General features: G+C 41.6%; 1 protein-coding gene. It reads left to right on the top strand.

Annotated elements, in window-relative coordinates; translation table 11 throughout:
- Nucleotides 1–23577, top strand: a 23577-nt coding sequence (locus PHY73_06390; protein ID MDD3375330.1) for a response regulator, incomplete at both ends; no start/stop codon positions are given.

The following is a 23577-nucleotide window of genomic DNA, read 5'->3' as shown; positions in this document are numbered from 1 at the left end:
GGAACCCGTTGAACCTATTGTTGAAGAAACCAAACCTGCTATTCCTGAACCTGCTAAAAAAGTTCCAGCAGTTGTTGAACAAACCGAGCCTGCTGCCATCAAAGAGGAACCCGTTGAACCTATTGTTGAAGAAACCAAACCTGCTATTCCTGAACCTGCTAAAAAAGTTCCAGCAGTTGTTGAACAAACCGAGCCTGCTGCCATCAAAGAGGAACCCGTTGAACCTATTGTTCCTGAAGAAGAGGATGTTATCGACCCATCTACTATTACTGTAAAAGGAAGTTTGCATCCTGATGTCCTTAGGTTGATTAGGGAAATTTCAAAAGTGACCGACGCTTCCCAAATCACAAAGAAGATGTCTGATTGCAACCATCCTATGGTTATTGAAGCTCTTGATACAAAAAGAAGAGAGTTTTCAGAAGAGACGGCAAGACAAAAAATAGTAGAAAATAATAGGGAAGCGCTCAGGGTTGAAACTGTATTAGAAAGATTAAATAATGATTTTTCTGTTCCTTTAGAAGCAGACCGTATGATCGTTGGAGAGATAAAGCTTTTTAGCGGAGACTCGAATGAGGATATTAAGAAAAAGGCTCTATGGTTATTAAATCAGCATTTAAAAAGAAACGGAAATGCCAAGCATTTTCGCAAGCTAGAAGGTGACGTGGCAGACGTGAACACGTGGGAGGATCTTCGTCAGCGTTATGGGATACGAAGGATATTGTGGGATCTAAGAGATCCTAAGTTGACGATGGGAGAGATCAAGGTATTGCTAGAGGTCGCTCCTACTCAAGAACGGAAAAAAGATGAACCTTCTGATGGGCTAATGAAAGAAAGAATAATCGTTCAGCCACCTTTAAGCACTGTTGAGGATAGGGCTAAGAAGATTGCTGAGCTTCGCCGCGTAGAATTATTAGTGAGCGAGCTGGAAGATGCTTTTGCCATTGAGATTGAGAGAATTAAAGAAATATTGGATCAAGAAAGATCGTTAGAGTATCCCAACCTCAATGTTTTAGAAAAAGCCAAAAAATTATTAGAATTTCGCCAAAAGATGGATGAGCGCAAGAATGGAAATAGCAATGGTGGAAATAATCATGGCAATGGTGTCCTTGAGCCGGTAATGCAGCCAGAGCCTTTACCGATTGCGCCAAAGCCAGCAGAAATAGATGATCGTGTTCGGGGCCTCCTTGCCTTTATTAAGAATGCAACGCGCTCTTCCCAGATTAGCCATGAGCTTTTAACGGACAAAAGCAAGATTGTCAGAGATGCTGCTAGGGCAAAACAGCTTGAGCTTACACAGAAAGAAAACCGAGAGCGTCTTTCCGTATTTCAGGATCAAGATAATAGAGTAAACAACTTGTTTAATCAAACAAAAGAGCCACCGGCTGTATTTCAAAATCAGAAAGGAAATGTGCTTGATAAAGAATATGATCAGGAGTATTTTGAGGTCTTTGGGTTTCCTGTCGAGACTAAAGGGGTTTCTAAAGGGCCTCAAGGCGATCTTGCTTTGCATGGTCAAGCTCTAACAGCGCTAGAGATAAATTTGTCGCAAATATTTCAGATCATGCAAGGGGCAGGAAATTTAATTTTTCCTTTTGCGCTGTTCGAAGATTCGCCGCAAGCACCATCAAAAAGTGATATGACTCTTTTTATTTCGCGCCTTCAGGAGAATCAACAAAAATGTTCGTTGGCTCGAAAGATCGTGCAGGAAACGGAAAAGCAGCTCAGAGAGATGTTCTTAACACTCGAAAGAATACGTGCCAGTATTTCGAATGGTCTCGACGAGCGCGAAGACAGAAAAAATGATTTCTCCCAATTTATAAAGGGCATAGAAGATTTATTCTCTCGTTGTCAAAAGGTCCAAGAGGGTTGTAACGTTCTTCGTCAGCTTGGGCAAGAGAGGGAAGCTAGCGTGCAAGAGGCACTCCTGCAATCTAAAAACATGGCCGCTGTCTTAAGGGTGAGACTTGTTGATCTTAAAGAAAAGAAGAGGGATATTGAAGAAAAAATTTTTCATATCAACGAAGAGTTGCGGCGCCTTGCTACGCGTCGCGTGATGTTCTCTCATCAAGAAAAGAGTTTAATTGGTCAGCAAGAAAGACTTTTATCACAAACTGGTGAGCAGCAAAGTCTTGCTGAGAAGAGCTGCAGAAGAATAGCCGCTCTTGAAGAGACCATCGCGCGAGCACAAAAGGGCAATCAAGAGGCTGGTGACTTGGCGAGCGAGACATTTGAGCAAATCGAGAAGCTCGCCAAAGCCGTAACGATTTTGAATCAAAAGATTGATGATTTAAGGGCCCAGCAAATGAAAGTGATGGGGTTAACTGAGAAAATACAAACTCTTTGGGTTGAGGCTAGTGCCAAGGAGAAGACTTCGCGGGAGCAGGCGCAGGAAATCAGCGCAGAGCTTGATCATCTTTTGCAGGATATGAAAGAAGCGCGAGATTTGCATCAAAAAGCCTTAGGGATTATTGACGCGTTAAATAATATTTCTAAACGAGCAGAAGAAGCCTGTACCAATCGGGTGTTTGCACGGCATGGATTTATTGTTGTTCCTGCCAACTACCAGGATGTTGTTAACCCTACCTACAAGTCACTCACAGCAGAAAAATATGCACAGGTATCAGATATTCTTTCTAAGAAAATAAAATTTCTGGCGCGAGCCTTTCTTGCCTTGAAAACATTGGTAAAGAATCAAAAGTCTTTAGTCGACGCGTTATCTTTAAGCCAAAAACGTTTAAACTCTCTTGCCATATTCTTAAGGGCATTGGATGCTGAGCTTGAAGGCGCGAGAGTCGAGAATGCGATATGCCAAGGCAACGTGGAGCAACAAAAAGAATCTATTGTTGCCAATGAAAGACAGGCAAAGGGTAATGTGTTTGCGATGGAAAAACATGTAAAGCAAATCATCGCGCGCCTTCAACTATCAAATCTTTTTAGTGAAGAAGAGCTCCAGGGGCTTAACAAGCTTTTCATGGAGAAGAACTATGTTGCATTTTTGTCTCAGAGCCAAGAGTATTCAGATTCTGTGAGTCAGCGTATCAAGGATAACTCCAGAAGGCTTGCGCTTATACAAAAAAAGCAAGAATTAGACAAAGAATTAGAAATTATTAGTCATCAATTTACGACGTCGTTCCAAGAAGCAATGGGCATTTCTGATCAATTGATGGAGCAGCATCGACAATTTATGAAGAAAATAGTAGAACGAGGGAATGGTAACGGCGGCACACAAAACAATGATAATGATAAGCCATTAGTATTATTATGTGAGCAGAGAAAAATTACAGAAAGACGTGATTCTCTCGTTAGAGAAAGGAATATTATTCTTGAAAAAATAAAAGCAATTGATAATCAATTGTCTGAGATGGATGCCAGTGAAGTTGGTGTTGAAAAAGGAGTGCTTTCTGCAATCAGAAATTTTGCCCAAGGCTCCGAATGGATGATAGCGTATCAGCAAGACGCTCAAAAAGCACAAAAAACACTTCAGGAAAAGACAAGGGTGGCGGATCGCGCTTATGATCGCCTTGTATTGCAGCAAAAGCGGTGGGAGGGTCTTCAGAGCATAAAAAGAAGAGAGGACCTTCGTTATCAAGGGAATAAAAAAGCTCAAGAACAACTCATTGAAAATGTCAAGGTCGCAAGACAGGGTATTGCAGAGCTCTTGAAGGATATTAGCGATTTGAAAGCTTTGGCGGATGGTTTTGCCAGAGATTATCAGATTATTGCCAAGACGAGTCAAGTGGATGAGGCTCGAGATCAGGATCTGTATCAGCAAGGCACGGATTTACAAGGAATTCTTATAGAGACACAGCAAAAAGCACAAAAGGATATGGAGCAAATTGAACAAGGCCTGATCCTTGATGATAGTCAAAAAACTCAAAACGTAAAGACGCTCAAAGATACACTTAGAATAATCAAGGGAAGAATAACGCGAACATTAAAAGCAAAAAATGAGAAGGAAGCAAAAATCCGTTATCTTTTGGCTAAAGCGCAAGACATCAGCGAAAATCAGCAAAGGACTCAATTAGGTGCTCAATCTTTGCAGGGCAATGTCTTGTATTTACAAGATCTCTTGCGTGAGGCCAGGGATTTCTTAAGCGGCCATGAGCCAAGCATCCAAGAGTTATCACAGAAGATTATTGACATTCAGGGGCAACTGCGACAGACAGAAGATGCCAAAGCAAGTCAAAAGAAGGATTTACGAGAATTCCAAAAAGAGAAGGATGCTCAAAGCAAACAGATAGAACAATGGAGTGGCATTCTTGATGAACTGAAATTTGTTAAAGATTTTATTCCTTCAATTGAGAGCGTTGTCGCAGGGGCTAGTTCATCTTTGATCGATCCGGCTTTTATTTTCTTAGGCATTCCGCTTAATGAGCCATGGTATCCCAATGCTTTTCATTTTACCGTTTTAGCAGTTTTTGGTATTACGATGTTCTGGGTCATATATATTGGCGTGCGTTATGCGCTTATTGTGTGGGGAACCCCTGAAGAACGCTTTGCGAAGTTGAATTATATCTTAAAGCAATGGGATAAAAGAGATGTCAAGAAATATAACCGTTGGAATATATTCTCAACAACTTTTAACGGCATGATTAAAAAATTATTAAAGCGTGCGTATGTGCGTTTTCTTGATAAAGAAGTTAACCAACAGGGTGCAGCCGCAGACCAGTCAGCGGTGATCGGATCGAAAAAGGATGAGAAAAAATTGATTGTTGGGCTTTCTTTTCCGCTAGCAAAACAGACAGCGGATATTAATTATGCGATTAAGCAGGCTAACCCATCGCGTCGGGGTAAGCCCAAAACAGCTCCCGCGATTTTCTTTATGCCGATAGCCGTCTACACTTTGCCGGGAAATCAGATTAATGGTTTTGCCCAAGAGATCGCTCAGGAGATTCGCGCTCGCTTAAATGGTGTTGCCGCCATCGCTTGCGACATGGAGGGGCCGTATGTATTAACCGATGGTCGCATTGTTTTCCGTATGAGCCTGGGAGCAGACGATGGTTTATTGAGATTTATGTTGGCGATTTTGCCGGATACAAAAAAGAACGCTGTCCTGCTTCACGAGAATACAATCACGGTGGCTGACATTTCAACGATGACAAGTGAAGAGAAGGCACGCATTGGTAACGGTTTTCAGGATAAAAACCCGGGTTATCAGCGATCAGCGCAAACTGATGCTTATGTTGTTTTACAGCTCGTCAAAGTTGGTCCAAGAAAAACGGTGAAACCTAAGGTTTTGATCGCAGAGCCGTTGACGCCAGATGTGCCAGTGAACTTTAAAGATGTCTTTGGGAAGAAATGGAGTGGCGGAGAATTTTTTGATTTGTCTGACCGACATTCGGTTGAAGATGGGCACCTTTGCCGCGGCAGGCATATTGGGGGAGTGACGAAGTTTAAGCAAACCTCCTCGTCGCTAGTTGCGCGCGTCTCAAGCGTCTTGTTGACAGGTTCTGCTAAAGTCTCGATGGATTATAAGTGGCGCGTTTTTATCCCTATCGAGTTTAGTCAAGGGCTTTCAGGGCAGACACAGATCAAGCTTGCGATTCACCCTGACGGATTTCTGACTTCTAAAGCTGAAGGATCAAATTTTGTCACTTGTTTCTATAATCAGGAACGTAAAAGGATCTCTTTGCCTCAGGAGATCCGTGATTACTGGGAAGTGGATGACCCCGCAGTATTGGATCTTGTGGTTGTTGGCGCTGGAAGATATTTTGAGCTTTGGAAGCAAGCGGAGTGGACGAAATATCGAGCGCAGCATCGCGAGGATATCGCTGTCGTAGATCATTTCCTATCAAGTAGATTTTTACAGGATGAGACAGAAGAGAGAGTTTATCCTGCGAAGCTTGACGGCAAGTATCGGTTGTATCTTCCTGCAGGATTTCAACGGCAAGCAAGAGTTTATTGCGATGGTTTTCAGGTAGACGAGATAAGGCCAGGAGATGCTGTTATTTTATATGCAACCTTAGGCGGAGAAGCCAGAGTTTGTGACCTGGGTGAATTTAACACGCTCATATTGCGGATGAACATGGAATTTCCTTTAGCTCTTCGTCTTGAAAATTGGAACCGGATTTTTTATTCATCCTTTATGACGGCGTTATACGAGCCAATGGGTAAGAGCGGCTACTTAAGACTTTCTTTCCCAAAAGCTTTCCGAGAGATGTTGGGCTGGACGTCGTTTTCTGGCGATCGATTGCAAGGATGTGGAAAGCATTTCACTGTTAGTCCAAAGAAAATTTCTTCAAGTCTTGATTTTGACCGTTTTAGTAAGAATTACAAAAAGCCAATTGCTTCCGTCAGTGACGAGGGGGCAATGGCTTCGTCAGAACGACCTTATTATTTTTTAGCAGATAAGCAAGCGCTTGCTTCGTCGGCGATATTGTTTATGACAGAAGTTATAGAAAATATTAAAAATAAACCTTGTTCATCAACGCTTGTCGATATAATATTGGCCTTTCCTAAAATGCTGTTAAGTGGTAGCCTAATATACAGACCTTTTCTTTTTCAATTAAGAAAAAAGGCCAGAATATATGGCCTACCTTTAGTTTTAGTTGAGAAAAGGTCGATAAAAATAGATTCATTGCCTGAAAATAATTCGCCGCATCAAAATGTTGTTATAAGCTGTTTTACCTCGTCCGTGGCTGGTGGGGAGCAGCTTTTTTTGATGCGGCATTCTTTTTCATTGGTCGGGTCTTCAGCTCTTATGAAAAATCGAGCAGCTGAAGTCTCACGGCAAACGACTTCCGTGATTCGCAAACTCGGTGGAATGTTTAAATTTCTTGATTACTACGAGTTTGGCCTTCCTTCAGCAAGTCCTGATGTCTTGGAATTATGCACGGATCAACAAGCTTTTGTGACCGCGGCAAGTGAAGTCGCAAGACAAAACCGTGTTTTTTATCAAGATATCATTGCTCTTCTTCAGCAAAAAGGTGTTAAGTTGGTCCGTGCTCCTAATGGATTATCCCAAGATGTTGTTTTGATTCGTTTTCTTTGTAATCTTAAAGATATGCCTGCCTTTAAAAAAATTCCTGTGATTTTATTACCTGAAAATACTTCGAGAGACATTATAATTCAAGCTATTCAATCGATTTTGTTTGGATTGACAGAGCAAGAAAATATTGAGTTGTATCAAAGCCAGACAAGTGTGAATAAGGGCCTTAGCATTACTATTCAAAATAAAATCCATTTTGGTATCGATGGTGCTTCACACAAGATTGTTGATCGGATTATTTATTTTGATAGATTATTGATCGCCAAACTTATAGAGATTAATGAAAAAGAATATGCCAAAAGCCCAGAGTTGCGTTCCCATCATGGATTGCCACATTCGTTAAGGCTTTGGAAATATATCAAAGAGATTGTTCATGAATTTGGTTTTGATGTGGACGGGAAGGTTTTAGCGGCAGCTGTTTTTTTGCACGACATTGGTATTGTTTATCAATTGAAAGAAACACGCCACGGCCAGGTCAGTGCCAGAGAAGCTTTTTCATATTTACAAGATCTTGGACTTTCGTTTGAGCAGATTAGAGAAACGCTTCAGGCGATTAATGAGCATGATGATTACACGCTTAAGAGAAAAAGCCTTGAAAGTCAGCTTTTGCTTTGGGCAGATATCAAAGATGCTCTAGGGCCTTTAGGGGTTATTCGATATCTAGAAATTTATCGTGCACGCGGTATTCCTGAGAACGAAATTGTGATGAAGGTGATTCTAAATATGCAAAAGAGAATAGATGGGATTGCTAATGCAATGCTTAAAAGACAACTTGAGCCGCTTCATGAGTTTAGCAAAGGATTTTTTATGCATTATCAAAGGGTAATGAAAGGCAGATTGATCTCTTTAACAGGAAAACCTATTCCACCAGTGAAAGGAAAAGCCCAGAAGAACGCATCTTCGGTTTTAGAGACAGAGGCGCAAAAGGTTCCTTTGGTAACTGTTGATGGAGAAGTGACGAAATGGGAGCTTGAAGTGTTTCCAGCAAAAAAAGTTTTGATATCTGATTCTCATGAGGGTTTCAAGTTTTTAAATCAGGGTTTCACGCTATTTGGCGGCATTAAGATTGTGGTGCAGCCAAAAATTAAAATAAGAATAGAAGCAGAGATCTTAGGCAAGGGAGGGCCATTGCAGCAAACACTTTCTTTAAAAAATGAAAAGGACAAGAAGGTACTACAGTTAACTTATCGAGGCAAAGAAACGTTTTCACCTAATTTTTTATCTAGCAGAGAAAATGACGATGGAAAGAATTTTGGTGTTGACATAGAAGTTAAAGGAGGAATCCTTGATCTCAATGCACTTATTTTTAATTCGGCAGTTAAGCAGTTTTTAGATCCAAAGAAAATGGATTATTTTTCAGAAATTTTTAAAAACCCTGAAGACAGACAAGTTCATCGGTTTGAAATTCATAACAAAGGAAAGCAGCATAGATATATTGTTGTAAGTTCAGCGTTGGTAAGTAATCAAGCGTTGACCAGTACGCCGACGGTGGTGTGTGCAAGTTCGTCTAGCACTATCAACCCTAATTCAACAACTAATGAAATTATTGCAGCGTTGGAAAGAGTTTTCGATATTCCAAAAAACAACCTTAAGGATAATCTTGTTAAATTTAATGCAACCCTGTTTACGGCTTCAAAGGCTTGCGAGATCGCCTCTGCCAGGAAGATCAAAGAAGCTTTGCCTGTTTTGTTGCGCATAGTTCGCTGCACAGCTCTTGATATGGTGGGTCATTCTGAAGTTCGGTCTGGCTGTTTGGCGGCCATTGCCCAATTGGACAATACATCTGCAGAGATTGAGAAATTAATGGCAGAGATTTTGAGCTCTGGCAGAAAAACAACAAAAGACTTTCCAGCGATTGAGGCTGCAGCTGCCAGAGCTTTGCTGAGCATGAATGTTGCTGGGTATTTGCCTGAGACTTTGGAGGCTTTAAATCAGGGCGCCCAGTCGCAAAATACCCTCATTCGTACTCCTTGCCGTTTCGCGTTAAATAAATTTCTTGCTGAAAAGCTTAATGCTATTTACACAACAACGAAGCCGGTTGTTGCTGATATTTCGCTTGAGGCATTTTTGCCTGAGCTCAATGATCGGGCCTGCTGTGCCTTAGGCGCAGGGGGATTAGGATTTTTGACAGGAGAAACATGGGGTTCCTATAGTCAGCTTAAGAATGTTGTTGCCTTTGGCGTTATGCCGCTGTATGAGCTTGATAAGCAGGATCAGCAGATTGATTGGGCAAGTGAAGAAAATATTTATCCGGTTATTTTACAGGATGGGAAACCGTTCAGCATTGGCGTGAATTTTAATTTTCGTACGCACAAAGCCCATATTTTTTGGGTTAATCGCGGTGGCACGCTTGTCTTTTTGATTCGCTGTCCTGCAATTTTCTCGCGGCTTTATCGGGGCGGTGACGAGCAAACACGTTATTATGGATTTTTGGCTCGTAGTTTTGTTGAGCTGATGAAAAAGCTTGGCATTTCACCGGCTTTGACCCGGCTCAACGAGCCTCAGCTTGTTTTTGTGGCCACGGCGATGGAAAATGATCGCGCGTGGTTTAAGGACAATGGAAACGGGCACAAAAGTCTTTTTGCGCAGACAAAGATCGTGATGACAACCCATACTCCCGAAGCGGCGGCTTTGCCTTATTGGGAGCGTAATCATATTTGTCAGGTTGTCGGCGAAGACTTAATCCGATGGGAAATTGTCTTAGATGGCAAAGATGGCCACTTGGTGAATGCGGCGGTCGGATTAGCTCGATTGGCTGATGTTATTAACGGCGTGGCGGATGAACATGCCGAAGTAACTAAGATCGCTGTATTGCCAGAATTTAAAAATAAGGTTATCGGCATTGTCAATGGCTCTGATCCGTGGCTTTGGTCCTGCGACGACTTGCGAGCCTTGCTTGTTGAAAAAGGAGTGGATCATATTACTGGTGAAGATATTTTCAAAATGCGTCATCAGCAAAAGTTTATTCTTAATGATTATCTTCAGGATCAATTTGATTTCAATTTCATAGATCCCGCGCGTCCTTTGATTGGTTTAATCCGTCGACTCGTGCCTTATAAAGAGCAGGGGATCTTGATACCCGGTTATCAGCAGGAGTGGGATAAATTTCGGCATAAAAAGTATATTGAGTGGGTGACGGGTGATCGCGGGCGTTTTTATGAGACCCCTTGGGATAAGGATTTTCCGCTCAAGCAAGGTTTAGGCGCTAATCTTTTGGTGGGCGGAGATACGTATTATGATGATGGCGCGACCTGGGTCAGGCTTTTTAAGGAGATGGCCGAAGATCCTGCCTTGAAAAGGAAATTTTTATTTGTTGAAAAAAGTGGTATTGAAGTCATGAAAAAGGTTGTGAACGCTACAGACGAATGGGTGAGCATGCCGCGATGTACACGTGAAGCATGCGGCACAAGCGATCAGCGAGTCGCGCTCACGGGTGGTTATAATATCGCAACCGCAACAGGAGGCCCTCTGGAATATATTATTCACAGGGTTAACGGTTGGTTGATGGATCCGTTTGCCGGGTGGGACTTAACGAGAGTTGTGCGTGGTTTTGATTATCAAGATCCTTGGTTTGTTGAAGAATATCAAAAGAAAACACAGATTCTTTTAGGCCGCTACCTGGAAGAGGCGATGATGATTTACTATCGTTATGTTGAGGAAGGCGATACCCAATGGACGGATGGGCTTAAGGCCTGCATGGTTGAATCTTACAAGAAAGTTTCTATTCATGTTATGGCGAGAAAATACGAAGCGCTATTTTTAAATACGATTAACGGCCAAGGTATTGCTGGATATGAGAAAGATTTGGAGAAACTGATGAGTTCCTCTAGCATCGACCTGGCTGTGCGGACGCTCAAGAATCGATTTGGTATTGTGGTTGATCTTAAAAAGCAGACCATCAACGGCCTGTCGAAAGAAGAATTCCTAGTAAGCCATGGGCTGTATGCCGACTGCGCGCTGGTAGAATATTATCAAATTCAAGATGAAGCGCGAGGTTTTGGCGAGAAGGTGCGCTGGTATTGGCTTAAGAGTACTTCGCTGCATCAGATCCGAGAATATATTCGTGGCATTGCGCATCGCTTTGATGCCATGGAAAAGACCCTGGAGCATCTTAATCGCTGTGGGACATGCAAACTTGGCGAACTAACCCATGTTTTTCAGTGGGCCGCGGGTCTTGATTATTACACAGAGCACCGACGCAAGCGTCAGATGACGAAAAAATTATTATTTGGCTGTATTGATGTACGCGATCTAAAGATCGAAGACCTTTCGATTTTTGCTGCTGTGCATGCCAATGGCCAATTTATATCAGACCCTTGGGCATGGAGCTGGATGCTTGTGCCCGGTCAGGCACCACCTCAAGAATATTTTAATCATGCTAACAAAATCTCCCTTGATCAATATTTTCCTTCCTCTGATGTCCAGCTTAGCCTTATTTTTCAAGAACAAATCCTTAATCTGAATGAAACCCTAAAGCGTGAGCTTAGTATCTATACGTTGTTGCCGGAGTTGATGCAAGAATTCACGCGAATGCGATATGAGCTTTTGATAAGCCCAGCTTTACAGATTATTGAGCCATCAGGCAAAAGGAGCTGGATGTCTTTTATGCAAGCGGCTGCGCGCCAGCTTGAGCGGAATGGGATCGTTGCCTGCCGCATCCAGAGCGTTAACATAGGACACAGCTTCTTGTTCGCGCCGCATAGCAAGGATATCGATATTCAAGTAGTCCTTGACGGAGAATACGAAGATCAAGAATTAAAAGATCCTTTTAAAGTGTGGTTTGTGGATCCTCAGGGCGAGCGGACCCTGGATTGCGAAGTCTGGTGCGTTGGCCGACAAAGCATCACGCCTGCTTGGCAAGCCAGTCGTTATTGTAAGCTTCTGCCGATTATCGGCGTAAATATTTTTTCTATCGCATCAAGAGAGATCTCAGATGAATTTCAAAAGACGGCGCTTAAGTATTTTCGTTCAAGGGTAGCGCATTATGCCGCGAAAGAAAATTGGCGCAAGGCCTTGCATCAGGCCATTAATTTCTTGGATACACGCATCGCCTTTGGCCTGAAGCAGGAGAGGGACCAAGAATATCTTTTACAAACTGCCACATGGCGTTTCACCAATCATTATGATTCATTTAAGATTGCAGAGATCGTCCACTATATTGTTGGCAAAAATTCTTCCGCGCTTTTAAATGAACTACAGGATTTCTTATCAGTTTCTGAAAAAAACAGGACTTTTCCTAATCAACAAGTAAAGAATATTTTCATTTCTAGCGGATTATTATGTTTGCAGGAAATTAAGAATATTTTGATGTCCAGGAATTTAAGCCTTGATCATATGGATCGTTATATCGCGATTGTTGATCTAGGATTTATGATGAAAGATATTGTGCTAAGAACGGCCAAAGATCATTCTTGGCCTCTCGTGGTTCTTTTCTCGGGTCCCACGGGGACTTTAAAAAGTACGCTTATCGAAGCGCTATCGCAATTATTCTCTTTGCAAGAGATGGGTTATGTTGTTATAGATGAGGCTAAGGGCAAAGACTCTTTTTCTATACAAGCACTAAGTCGTCCTTTTGATGTTGTCATGATGAAAGAGAAACATCAAAAAGAAAAAATTATTTTTATAGAAACAGCGACTTTTTTGCCTAGCCGTGGACAACTGATTCATTTATTTGTTCATACCAAAGGCAGTCTTTCTTGTCGACAACAGAGAATAACACAAGGTTCGGGGTCTTATGAGTATGCTCAATCACGGACAAGTGTTTCAGAATTATCTCAAGATGAGCTTTTAAGTTATGAACGAAAGCCTGACTTAACAATTAATACAGATTTTATTGATGGGAACACTTTAAAGACAGATGTTTTAATACGGTTGCTTTTTTTGGGTTTTTTAAATAGAGAAGAAAAATCTTTTGATAAAGATGTTAGATATTTAAAGCCACCAGAAGGGTTTCAAGAGCATTACTATTGTAGCTTCATTGGACCGATTTCTTGGTGGGTAAAGATGGGGAAATCGGCTTTGTTCGTTTTTTGTTATTTTGTGAAATTCTTACGTTCGTCAGCTTCTTCTTTATCAACTATTCAAGATGATCTTGATTTATTTTTAACGATTGAAGGGAAGGGTAGTGGCCGCAGGAATGATCTAACGAGGGATCAAGAGATCATCGAACGAATGATCACGCGTGGTGAGGAAGCTGTCAATGGCTTGATTAGTGTCGCGCGAGAGGAATGTCGCGCGAGTTTGCGGGCTAAAAGCCTTGTCTTGTTAAAAGAAATTCATCATAGGTGTCCATGCGATCGCATCCTTAATGTTTTAGTGGATGCCGCCACAAGCGATCCTTCACTGTTAGTACGTAGTCTTCTTGTTAGAAGCTTGCTCGTCGATATTGTAAAGAAAAACGCACATCTTGAGCCTATTATTGCTGACGCGACCAAGAATGTGAACCTTAATCCGTGGCCGAATGATCGGCCGCAAGTGATAAGGATTTTAGATGTGGGATGCTATTTTGGCGAAGCGACTCAAGGTATCGCAATGTATTATCGCGATACGCGTGATTTTCAGGATCTAGTTGTTGTGGGTGTGGATTGTTCTTATGTTGCCCTTATTGAGGCGGAACGCAAAAGAACAGATCCAGATATTATTTTTGTTTTTGCTGATATTCGTCGGGAATCGCTTGGGCCTGCGGATATTATTTTTTCCATGAATCTTTTAATAGATTGGCAAGAGGCTAAAGGGCATGCTTTGGGGCTTCTGCGCCAGAGCCGCCAAGGATCGCAACTTTTCTATACACCTAGTAATTATTGTAATCAGGATGTTTTCTTTAAATTTTCTTTTGCTTTAAAAGAGGCGTATCCTGGTATTGTGGTCAATACGTTCTCAAGTTTTCGAGATCTTTTTGGTGATTCTCAAGCCCGGGAACCCTTTGATTCGTGCTGGGGAGAGGGTGATTGGTGGCTTAAGGCTGTAGTGAGCTCAGGACTTTCGCTTGAGGGGTACGAGAAATTTACAGGTATTCGTGTCACGGCTAAACGTGGTGAAAATCAAAAAATCGTTCAGATTTCGTTACAAAGAAAGATCTTTCCTGGTGGGGAAAACGTGGTGCGTTTTGTTCAGCCTAAATTGATCAAGGATGCGCGAATCCGCGTTGAGGCTTCCATCGGTTCATGCCGTGATTTAACGATCTTGGTTTGGGTTTTAGACGGGCTTAATGAGTACAAATCATTGTCTTGTGAGCTTGTGTTGAGGATCAGCGCAGAAGAACGATTTAGTCAAAAGCATACTATTAATCCTTTATGGCAAGATTTTCTTTTATTGTTTTGCGAAACAATTCTTATCGTAACGCCCGAAGAAGCGTTTGTCGTTAAGAAATCGAGTCAAGTTTTGCTAGACAACCCTAAGAAAAAGAGCAAGGCTTTACTAAGTCGTATTGTTTATCAGCATACCCGTCTTGCCAAAGATGCCTTAGAGGCTGGGCGTTTGTCTGATCTTCCTGTTGATCAAGTTCTTATTGATCGCGATCATCCTTGTCCATTATTTTGGGATGTTTCTTTGCCGTCTATTGATCTTCAGAATCAGGTGATGCTCTTGCATAGCACAGAAAATGATAAAGATATCGCCGAATTATGGTTAATGTTGGTGGCTTTTCGTCAAGCTGGATGGCAAGCTCCGGATCTTTTTGATTTGTATAAGGGGTATTCCCGACAAGATAAAGTTTTTAATGAGGGAGAGGTTGTTAGCGCCTGGGCTAGCCTTAAGGCCGTAAGTCCCTGGATCCGGTTTCATCTTGCCTTGAATCTTCATTATGGACATCATAGCGGGTGGGTAGATTTTGCAGGATTTAAGATCTATAACATTAACGCGTTTGTGATCCTGGCAGAGCGTCTTTTTGATCTAGCCTTTGAGGGAAAATCAAAACGTGAGATCACTCAAGATCTTAAGAGTCATCCGCTTTTGATTCTTGCTCCTGACGATGGAGCGTTGGTGTATGTTAAAGAGGCAGTCTATTTTCTCAAAAAATATATTAGGCGTTGTTATAAGATCCAAACATCTTTGATTGTTTATGGTTATATGGATAAAAAACGGCTTAGTCGCACAGATGTCCATATTCCTAAGAAGGTTTTGAAAGAAAATGGCTATCTTTTAAAAGAAGTGAATAATGTTCCTGTGAGTGCGTTACGTGTTTTTCTTCTAGACGATGAGACGGCTTTTGGATCAACGTTATTAAAAGCACTTTGGGTTTTGGTTAAAGGTCTTGGTATTGTCTGGAGACTTACTTCTGTGGCTGTTGTTCATGGAAAGCTGACGCAAGGTCAGGCGCCTTTTAACACAGGATGGACTGATCAAGAGCTTAAAACCGCGTCTTATCCGAAGGAAGAATGTATTGACTACCTTAAAGAACGTATGCCGCCTTATCTTTTTTTAACAACAACATCTGTTAGTCTTCCCCGGGAAATACCTTGGGAAAAGACCGTGTCCGTAGGACCTACAGTCAGTCATGCTATTTGGCTTATTCAGCATCAATTTAAGAGTAGAGGGGCAAATGATCAACTGATGCAGATTTCTTCAGGAGTTGTCCCTGCCTTAAATAAGAAAGGTATCTTTGGATATAAAAAAGATCTAGAAAAATTTCTTCGTTGCGGTGATAAAAAGGATGGACAGCTTTTTTATCTTTATCAATGGGAAGATTTTCCGATTTTTGTTGTGAATGCCAATGGTCAATTTATATCAGCCCCTTGGGCGTGGAGCTGGATGCTTGAGCCTGGCCAGGCACCGCCGCAAGAGTATTTTGATCATGCTAACAAAATCTCCCTTTCGCAATATCGCCCAAGTCCATCCCAACAACTAAATTTTGATTTTTCAAATTTCCCGTTTGTTTCAGAAAAAACGAATAATAGTCCACCTGATCGTGCATGTTCATCAATTGAGCTTTTTAAGCTTCTTCGCGATCCAGACTTGATGATTAAGGATTTTGAGACTGGGGAGATTCTTAAGATTATCCCAGAATTTGTTGATCTAAGGGCTTTCTTCCCTGTCTCCGGGGGGCATAGAACTTTTTCTCTGTATTCCCGCACGTTAAAAAGTTTTAGAATCTTAAGAAAAAGAATAAATAGAGGTCAATGGGCTTATTCACCAGAAGATTTGCAAGTGATTATGGCTGCATTGTTATTTCGCGACCTTGGAAATAGCAAAGCTGTAGCTGAGAAATGCCGTGGGGATGTTCGTATTGCATGGGAGGGCGATGAAAGACGTATTGAAAAGATCCATCAAACTATTCGGCCTTTTTATGAAAGAATAAGTAATAAATTTAATAGTTTTCTGCAATATTTAAAGCATCCATATTTTTCTGCCGATATCGGCGAGAAATACTTAAAAGGTATTTTAAATAAGAAGCAGTTACTGCTCTTTAAGTATTGCGTGTGGTGGCATTCGATCCTCGGTGAGTATGCCAACTATGGGTGCGCCAAGGATTTGACCCCAACAAGTAAATTTATTAAAGAAACCAAGGATGTGGCTCGCAAGACCGATATGTCTGTCGAAGTCCTTTTGGCGATGCTTTATAGAGTTCAGCTTATGGATGCCTTGTCCGTGACTGAGACCAAAGAAGAAGGTGTTACAGATGGTTTTTTGACGGAGCTCGAAACGATATTCCGAAGACTTAAGAAAGGATTTGAAAGCAATGATTTTAGAGAATTTTTTAACTATCTTAGAGATGTTCGCAAAGAACAAGGCCAGATTAATCAGGAATTCCTAGCGCTTGTGAACGCTGTCATTGAGAAAAAAGGGCTTTGTGACCTAGATATTTTGGTGCCAGCGTTTTTAATAGCCAAAAGGTCTCATTTTGGTCAGCGGCGCAAACAGAAAAAGATGGATGTTGTTTGGCATAATGTTCAATTTAAAAGGAAACCTTATGTTATCCATCCGATTGAAGTGGCTAGGTTTCTTGTGGATGTGTTTGATGTGACAGATGAGAGAAAATTGACTATCGCGCTTTTGCACGATGTTCCTGAAAATACAGATGTTTCTTTGAGTGTTCTTGAAAAAATTTATGGTCGTAAGGTAGGCCAATGGATATTTCATCGGCTTGACATTGTTAATAAATATATGGCAACGTCGTTTGTTTTTGATTATCGAGAGAGAAAAAAAGACGACGTTTTGCATTCTTATATCATGTATCTGATTCGTATTTTGGTTAAGGGCAATCATTTTGATCATGTTTTAAAAGCTGCTGATGTTGTGATAAATTTTTCTGGGCTCTCTGGATTAAGTATTGATTTTCGGATTGCAACTGTTCAGAAAACATGGGTCTTTGTTAAGCTGTTTATGGAATCTTCGAGATTGAGAAAAGAAACAAGAAAAAAGATTCTTTTTTATTTCCGAAAAGGAATTCTAGACATTTTTTCTGACGAAGAAATCAAAGAGAATCCTAATGTTGCAGAATTAAAAGAAGCCTTTGAGGGACGTGTTTATTATTATGAGAACCATTTCTTTCCAAAACGGTCTGCTTGCAGAAAAGATTCTGTTAGGGCGATGTACAATTTCTGGAAGAATATAAACGGAAAGACTACAAAGCTTTATGTCCCTTTATTTAAAACATTGCCTTTTTTTAAAAAAATTTGTGCAATCAATGCAATCAACATGTTGACATTTTTACCGCTTGAGGTTGGACGGGAAATCGTTGGTGCTTTGATTCCACATTATTTTGTGAGTTTAATGCCTCTTCATGAGAGACGAAACATTAAAGGAGATATTGAGATTAGGTGGAAAGATGGCGATAAGGATTCAGATAAGAGCACACTTTTTATTATTGGACGCAGGATCTTTATTGGTCATGTCATTAAATATTTCTGGTTCAAAACCTTGCCAGCGCGACAGTGGTTGTTAGTAGAGACTCCGCTTAAGCACTGCGTGCTTGTCTGGTATTTTCTTAAGAATTCTTTTGTTGGAATGGGAAAGAAGTTTCCAAGGAATAAGACGCAAGAACCTTTAGAAAGAAGTGCGCCATTCTTTAAAGCTTCGTTAGTCTCCGGCACGCCGAAAAAAACATCTTCGAGCGCGATTGGCGTTATCACTGGCGCTGTAGCGCTCATAGGGTTTTTGTTCGCTGCGAGAGCATTTCGGGATCTTATAGGTGCCCGGCGGGTCAGGCTGGAGGGCGTGCCGGAAAGCCTTTGGCTTATTCGATTTTATAACAAGCTAAGCCTGAAAGATGATTTGCGTCTTAATCTTTTTCTTGGCCAATCAACCTTTGATAAGGAATTTGATTGGCAAATTGGACGGAGACCCGGAAGCATTTTCATTAAGGCAGGGTTCGGGCTTAGGAAAGAAGTTGTGGGTCTTGCGAAGATCGATCTTTATCCGCGAGAGTATCGCTTCCTTAGTTCTTGGTTTAGCGAACAATCTGTGAGTATGCCTTGCGCTTGCCTAAGCTATCTTGAAACGTTGAGGCTTCATCGCAAAAAAGGGATTGCTAAAGAACTGATCAAGGAAGCCGTAAGAATAAGCCAGGAATCTGGGTTTTGCGGCGTGTGTGTTGTTAATGTTCCAAAAAGATTTATTCCGCGTTATAAGAAACTAGGCTTTGATATTGTTAACCCAGGAAAAGTCATTGTCGGTATGCTGCTTTCCGAAGAAAAGGCTCAAGAGCTCTTAGCCACAAGCAGTTCGTCGAGCGCGCTTTTGAGCATTCTGGTTGTGGATGATGAAGAGTGGAGTCGTAATATGGCAGCTCTGTTTAGCGAGCAGCTAGGTTATAGAGCGTATAAGGCTGAAAGTTATGACCAAGCGCTTGCGATCCTTATGACCACTCCCGAGGTTGATGTCTTACTTTCAGATGTGGATATGCCAGGACAAAATGGCATTGCATTAGCCAAGCATGTGCAGAAAGCATTTCCGTCTGTGATGATCATTATGATGTCTGCTTGGTTAGGCGAAGATAGAAAGAGGGAGCTTGCTGAGCTAAGATTGCCTTTCTTGGATAAACCACTTTCGCTAGAAGATCTAGACAAGGCTATTAATGAAGAGAAAAGATCATCCAGCGTTTTGCCATCTAATCAAGACGAGAAGATGCAAGCAATGATGAAAAAGATGGCAGGGAATCAGGAAGTTGGGCAAGGCCTGATTCTAGGCCTTGCCCCTTCAACACATCTTTTGACACCCAAAGGTGTGGGGGGGCAGTCTTTGTCTTGTGCGAATTCTAATTATCAAAATTTTGAAATCTTCCGAGGAAACTTTGTTGCTTGTTTGAATGAATGGGAAAAGTTTTTTAAACAGGCCATGAATTTTCAAGAAAATAGGCAGCACTTGGAAGCCGTTGATATTTATCAAAATCAATGCGTTCGTTTGGCAAACAAACTTCAAGGGATTGTTGATGATTTTGGCGGTCTTGAAGAACTCGAGAAATTTTTGCTTTTAAAAGCAGAAGAGCTTCGCGTGGCAGTTCAGCATATGATTGCTGCCGTCCAGGAAGTAGCAATTAACTCTTATGGCATGCTTGCGGATTGTCAGGAAGAGTTGGGATTCTTGCCAGAAGCTCTAAAAAACTATTTAATTGTAGAACATGTGAGTGAATTTAATTTTGCCGTACCGATGAGGATAGGTAATTTTTATTCTCTTCAAGGTGATAAGAAGCTTGCGGATGTTTATTACCAGAAAGCTATTGATGTTTTGCTTAAAAGTGAATGCCAAATTCAAGAGCCGTATTTTTCGAAATTTATGGCGGGGGTTTTGTTTTATTATGCCATAACAAAAGAAAGCCCGGAGGACTTTGTTCGGGTGGCCGGGCAGATTATTACAACGTCCGAGTCATTTGCTGATGTCTTTTTTGGCGTGGCTCTTGATGATTTTGCCAAGGAGCTTTTGCGTATTTTTGAGGAAGCCGATTCTCCTCGAGCCAAGGAAGGGTCTCTTCGCCATATCAATAAAGCTCAAATTGCGCTAGAGGCTTTTCAGGAAGCTTTGTTGACTGATGCTCAGTACGTGGCTATCGTTGTTATTCGCACGAGGATTTTTCGCAAAACAGGTGATTTAGAAAAAGCTCAGGCATTGGTTCAAAGAGAAATCGATTCTTGGACGGGTGAAACGCAAGGCCTTACGAGTTTTTATCGGTCGCTCATGTTGATTGTTAATGACCAATCTAAGAATACTTCGGATCCGTTCGTAAAAGAATCTTTTGAAGCTAAGGCCCTTGCGCTTTTGAAAGAGATTTATAGACGCGATCCGAAAGATCTTAATATCGCCCATGACTTGTCTTGGAATCTTATCCTTTTGGGCGAAGTGGAAGATTTTAAGGAATCAGAGAATGTTCTTAATAACGCTCGCAGGAGTCATTCGGGTGTTTCTTTTCTGGATCTTTTTACGCAAATGTGGACAGGGATTTATTTAGGGATCATCTACAGAAAAATAGGAAAACCAAAAGATTCTTTGTGGATTCTTGAGAAATCCATGGGTCTTGCTCCAAGGTTGGTCTCGATGAATCAAGCAAATAAAAGCAGCAAGGAGTTTTGGGCGGGAAATGTTAAGCGACTTAACGTGGTGGCGTTTTATAACGTGGCGCTTTATTATCATGAAGGTAAAAATAGAAATGTGAAAAAAGCTGTGGTGGCTTTGAAGGGCGCGCGCAATTTTATACAGAAATTTGAAAATCCATCTGATGTTCTTGAGGCGTATCACGTTTATGATCTACTTGTGTCTTTGACCCTTAAAGAAGATTTTCCTGAAAAAGAAGATTTGGCTGAGCAGTATTTCGATGAAGCGAGAAGATTTTTTGAGGAAAAGCTAGATCCTCCTTTTTTGTGCCTAGGGGCTGAGATCTATAAAGAAAAAGGTCGTTATCAAGAGGCTGAAGATCTTCTTTTTGAGGCGATTGCCAAAGATAAAAATAACGCTTCCTGGATTCTTATTCAATTTAGCCTTGGGGCGTTATATATCAAAAGTAAGGACTTCAACAGAGCTAAGGACATAGGGTTAGAGATAGCTCGAGAGTTTCCTGGCACACTCGACGGATATTCGATTCTGGCGCATGCGTATTATGGATTAAAAGATTTTGGTCTTTCCTGTCAGCATTGCAAAGAAGCTTTGTCTTTATCCGGTGAAGACATGTTAACCACGCATTCTTTATATTTCTTGTTGGCGTTGCTTTATTTGTCTAGGCCTGATTTGGCCGTGACAGACAACAGTAGCCCGCGAGAGTTTTTTGATAAAATCGATCCTGCGCAGTTTTCCGTCGAGGATGTTTTAGAGGGCATTGAGGATGATGCGAGGGTTGTTCGAATTAATTTTGTTCGTATGCTTTCAGAGCTTTTGAGTGAACGCCTGGAAGGCATCGAAGCCAAGTCTCGCGAGATCGCAACGCTTCGAAAATTTTCGGCAAAAGGAAAAGAGAAGCAAGAAATCGTGGTTAAGATTTCTACACTGACTGGGCAAATCAAGACCGATACGAAAATGTTTGATTTTTATTTTTCTCTATTTTTAGGGATCATGAAAGGTTTGGTCAGTGAATTTTCTTTTGTGGTTGACCCAAAGACTGACCCTGTTGCCTTATGTCGTGCAATGGTTAAATTTGCGCGTGGTACTATCGAGACAAAACTCGAGGAAGAGTTGCGCGCGCAGGAACGTGAGCGTGAAACTCAAATGCGCGCACAAACGCTTGAACAGGAGCTTGAGAGTTTAGTTAAAAAGGCCTTAGAAGACGGCACTTGGGACAATTGGGTAGCGGCTTTGGATATTGTGGAAGAATTAGAAGTGGTGGCGCCGAAGAGTGATGTCCTGAGGAAATTTGCTCAACAGGTCAAGAATGAAAGTTATGTGGCAGGCCTTTTAGAAGACATTGAAAGAATCTTGGTTGCCGAACCGGCATTTTATGATTTAGATTCTGTGATTAGGTTGGCGAATCAGATTCTTGGAATAAGAAATAATCATCTTGAGGCTTTGCGTGTCAGAGGCGTTGCACGGTTTTTAAAGAAAGCCATGGAAGGCGTCTTCTTTCAAGCTGATCGATGCATCAGGGAGCAAGACACGAAAGAACAACTTAGTCTACTTCAGAGAGACGCCGCATTGGCATATGTTGCAAAACAAAATGAAATAAGCAATTTGTTCGCTACCCTTCAGAGCAATCAGGGCCATCATCTTAGTGAAAGGATACAGCTATCGACGCTTTATGAAGAATTATGGATGTTCCCTCAGGCTGTTACGCATCTGGAAAAAGTTCTTTCTGTCAACAAGGTTTCTGTCGAAGCGTTGGTGCGCCTAGCGAATTTATATTATGAGCGTTATCCTTATCTTGCAGAGGATGAAACTGTTCTTTTAAACAAAGCCTTTGCGTACGCGGTCACAGCTGTTAAAACCAAACCAAGCCTTCTTATGTTCGGTTCTTTGCCTCGGAAGTTCACCAAGGTTATTAAAAAGTTACAGAGCGAGGGTTATGATTTTGACACAATGTTAAAAGTTCGACTGGAGTGGCCATCTTCAGAAAAACAAACTGATGCCTCGCCAATTCAAGGCGCTTCGTCGGCCTTGGAGGTTTCGCGTGCTTCTTCGTCAGAAAATGTTTCTCGCGCTAGCGCGCCGACTGATCCCAAAATCCTTGATTTTCTCCCCCAGCTTGTGGACGCGAAACGCAAGCTTTCCGCGAAAGAAGGAGCGGCTGCGTGGGGGGGTGTTGATGAGATCTTTAATCTTTTTTATCAATTTATCCAAAAGAGTAAGTTCAAAGGCTCTGTCTCCGCGTTAAAACTTTTGACCTTAGATTATGCAAAGGAATTATGTGAAACGCTTGCGAAAATAGAGCCGACCGTCTTGACAGACCGCAACAAGATTATTCAGAAAATTATCCAAGCCTTCTTAGCGATTGATAAGAGTAATTTTCAAGATTCTTGGAAATCGCTTGTTCGGGTCATCGCGGACTGCGCCAATCAGAAAAACAAAGACTTGGGCACTTTTTGCTTCTCAACAGCGCTTGATCTCTTTTACACGTTGGCTCAAAAAAGAGATGTGGAAGACTTTAAGACAAAAATGTCATGGGTTAAGAAAGAAGTAAGAAGTCTTGATGATATTGTGGTGCTTGCGATTGGTGTTAATCTTATTGATGCTTTTCGGGCAACGGTGGCGAGCGAGATGGCCGGAGGGAGAAAAAAACTTCTGACTGATCATCAGATCTTTGCAATTATCCTTGAGTTAGATATTACTTTGCACACAGATGAGACTATCAAAGAAATATTGGAGCAAGACAAAGATTTTCACAAGAGAGTTCTTTATGCCGATGGTAAGCTCGCAGCTCTTTATGATCAATTGGGGCAGGTGTATCTATTTATTGATCAGCATGTGCCGCAAATGGTTCAGAAAGCAGGAGAGGTGACTAACAAGGCTCTTTGGCTCATGCCAGATCATTCGTCTTATTTGACCCATTTGATCGACATTCATCTTCGCCAGGCAGGATTTCTTGGGCATGCTGCGGATTTCACAGCAGCGTATGCCCATTGTAGCGAAGCTGTGCGTCTGGACGGTTTTGTTGTCAAGAACGAAGGTCAAAGCCAAATGCCGTTGATCAATTTTTATTCAATGAGCTTAGACGTTCTTAATCCTGACGGCGCAAG

It is taken from the genome of Candidatus Omnitrophota bacterium (assembly GCA_028693815.1).
Classification (GTDB): domain Bacteria; phylum Omnitrophota; class Gorgyraeia; order Zapsychrales; family Aceulaceae; genus Aceula.
The sequence above is the reverse complement of the archived record's forward strand: the minus strand, read 5'-3'. Positions and strand labels throughout refer to the sequence as shown.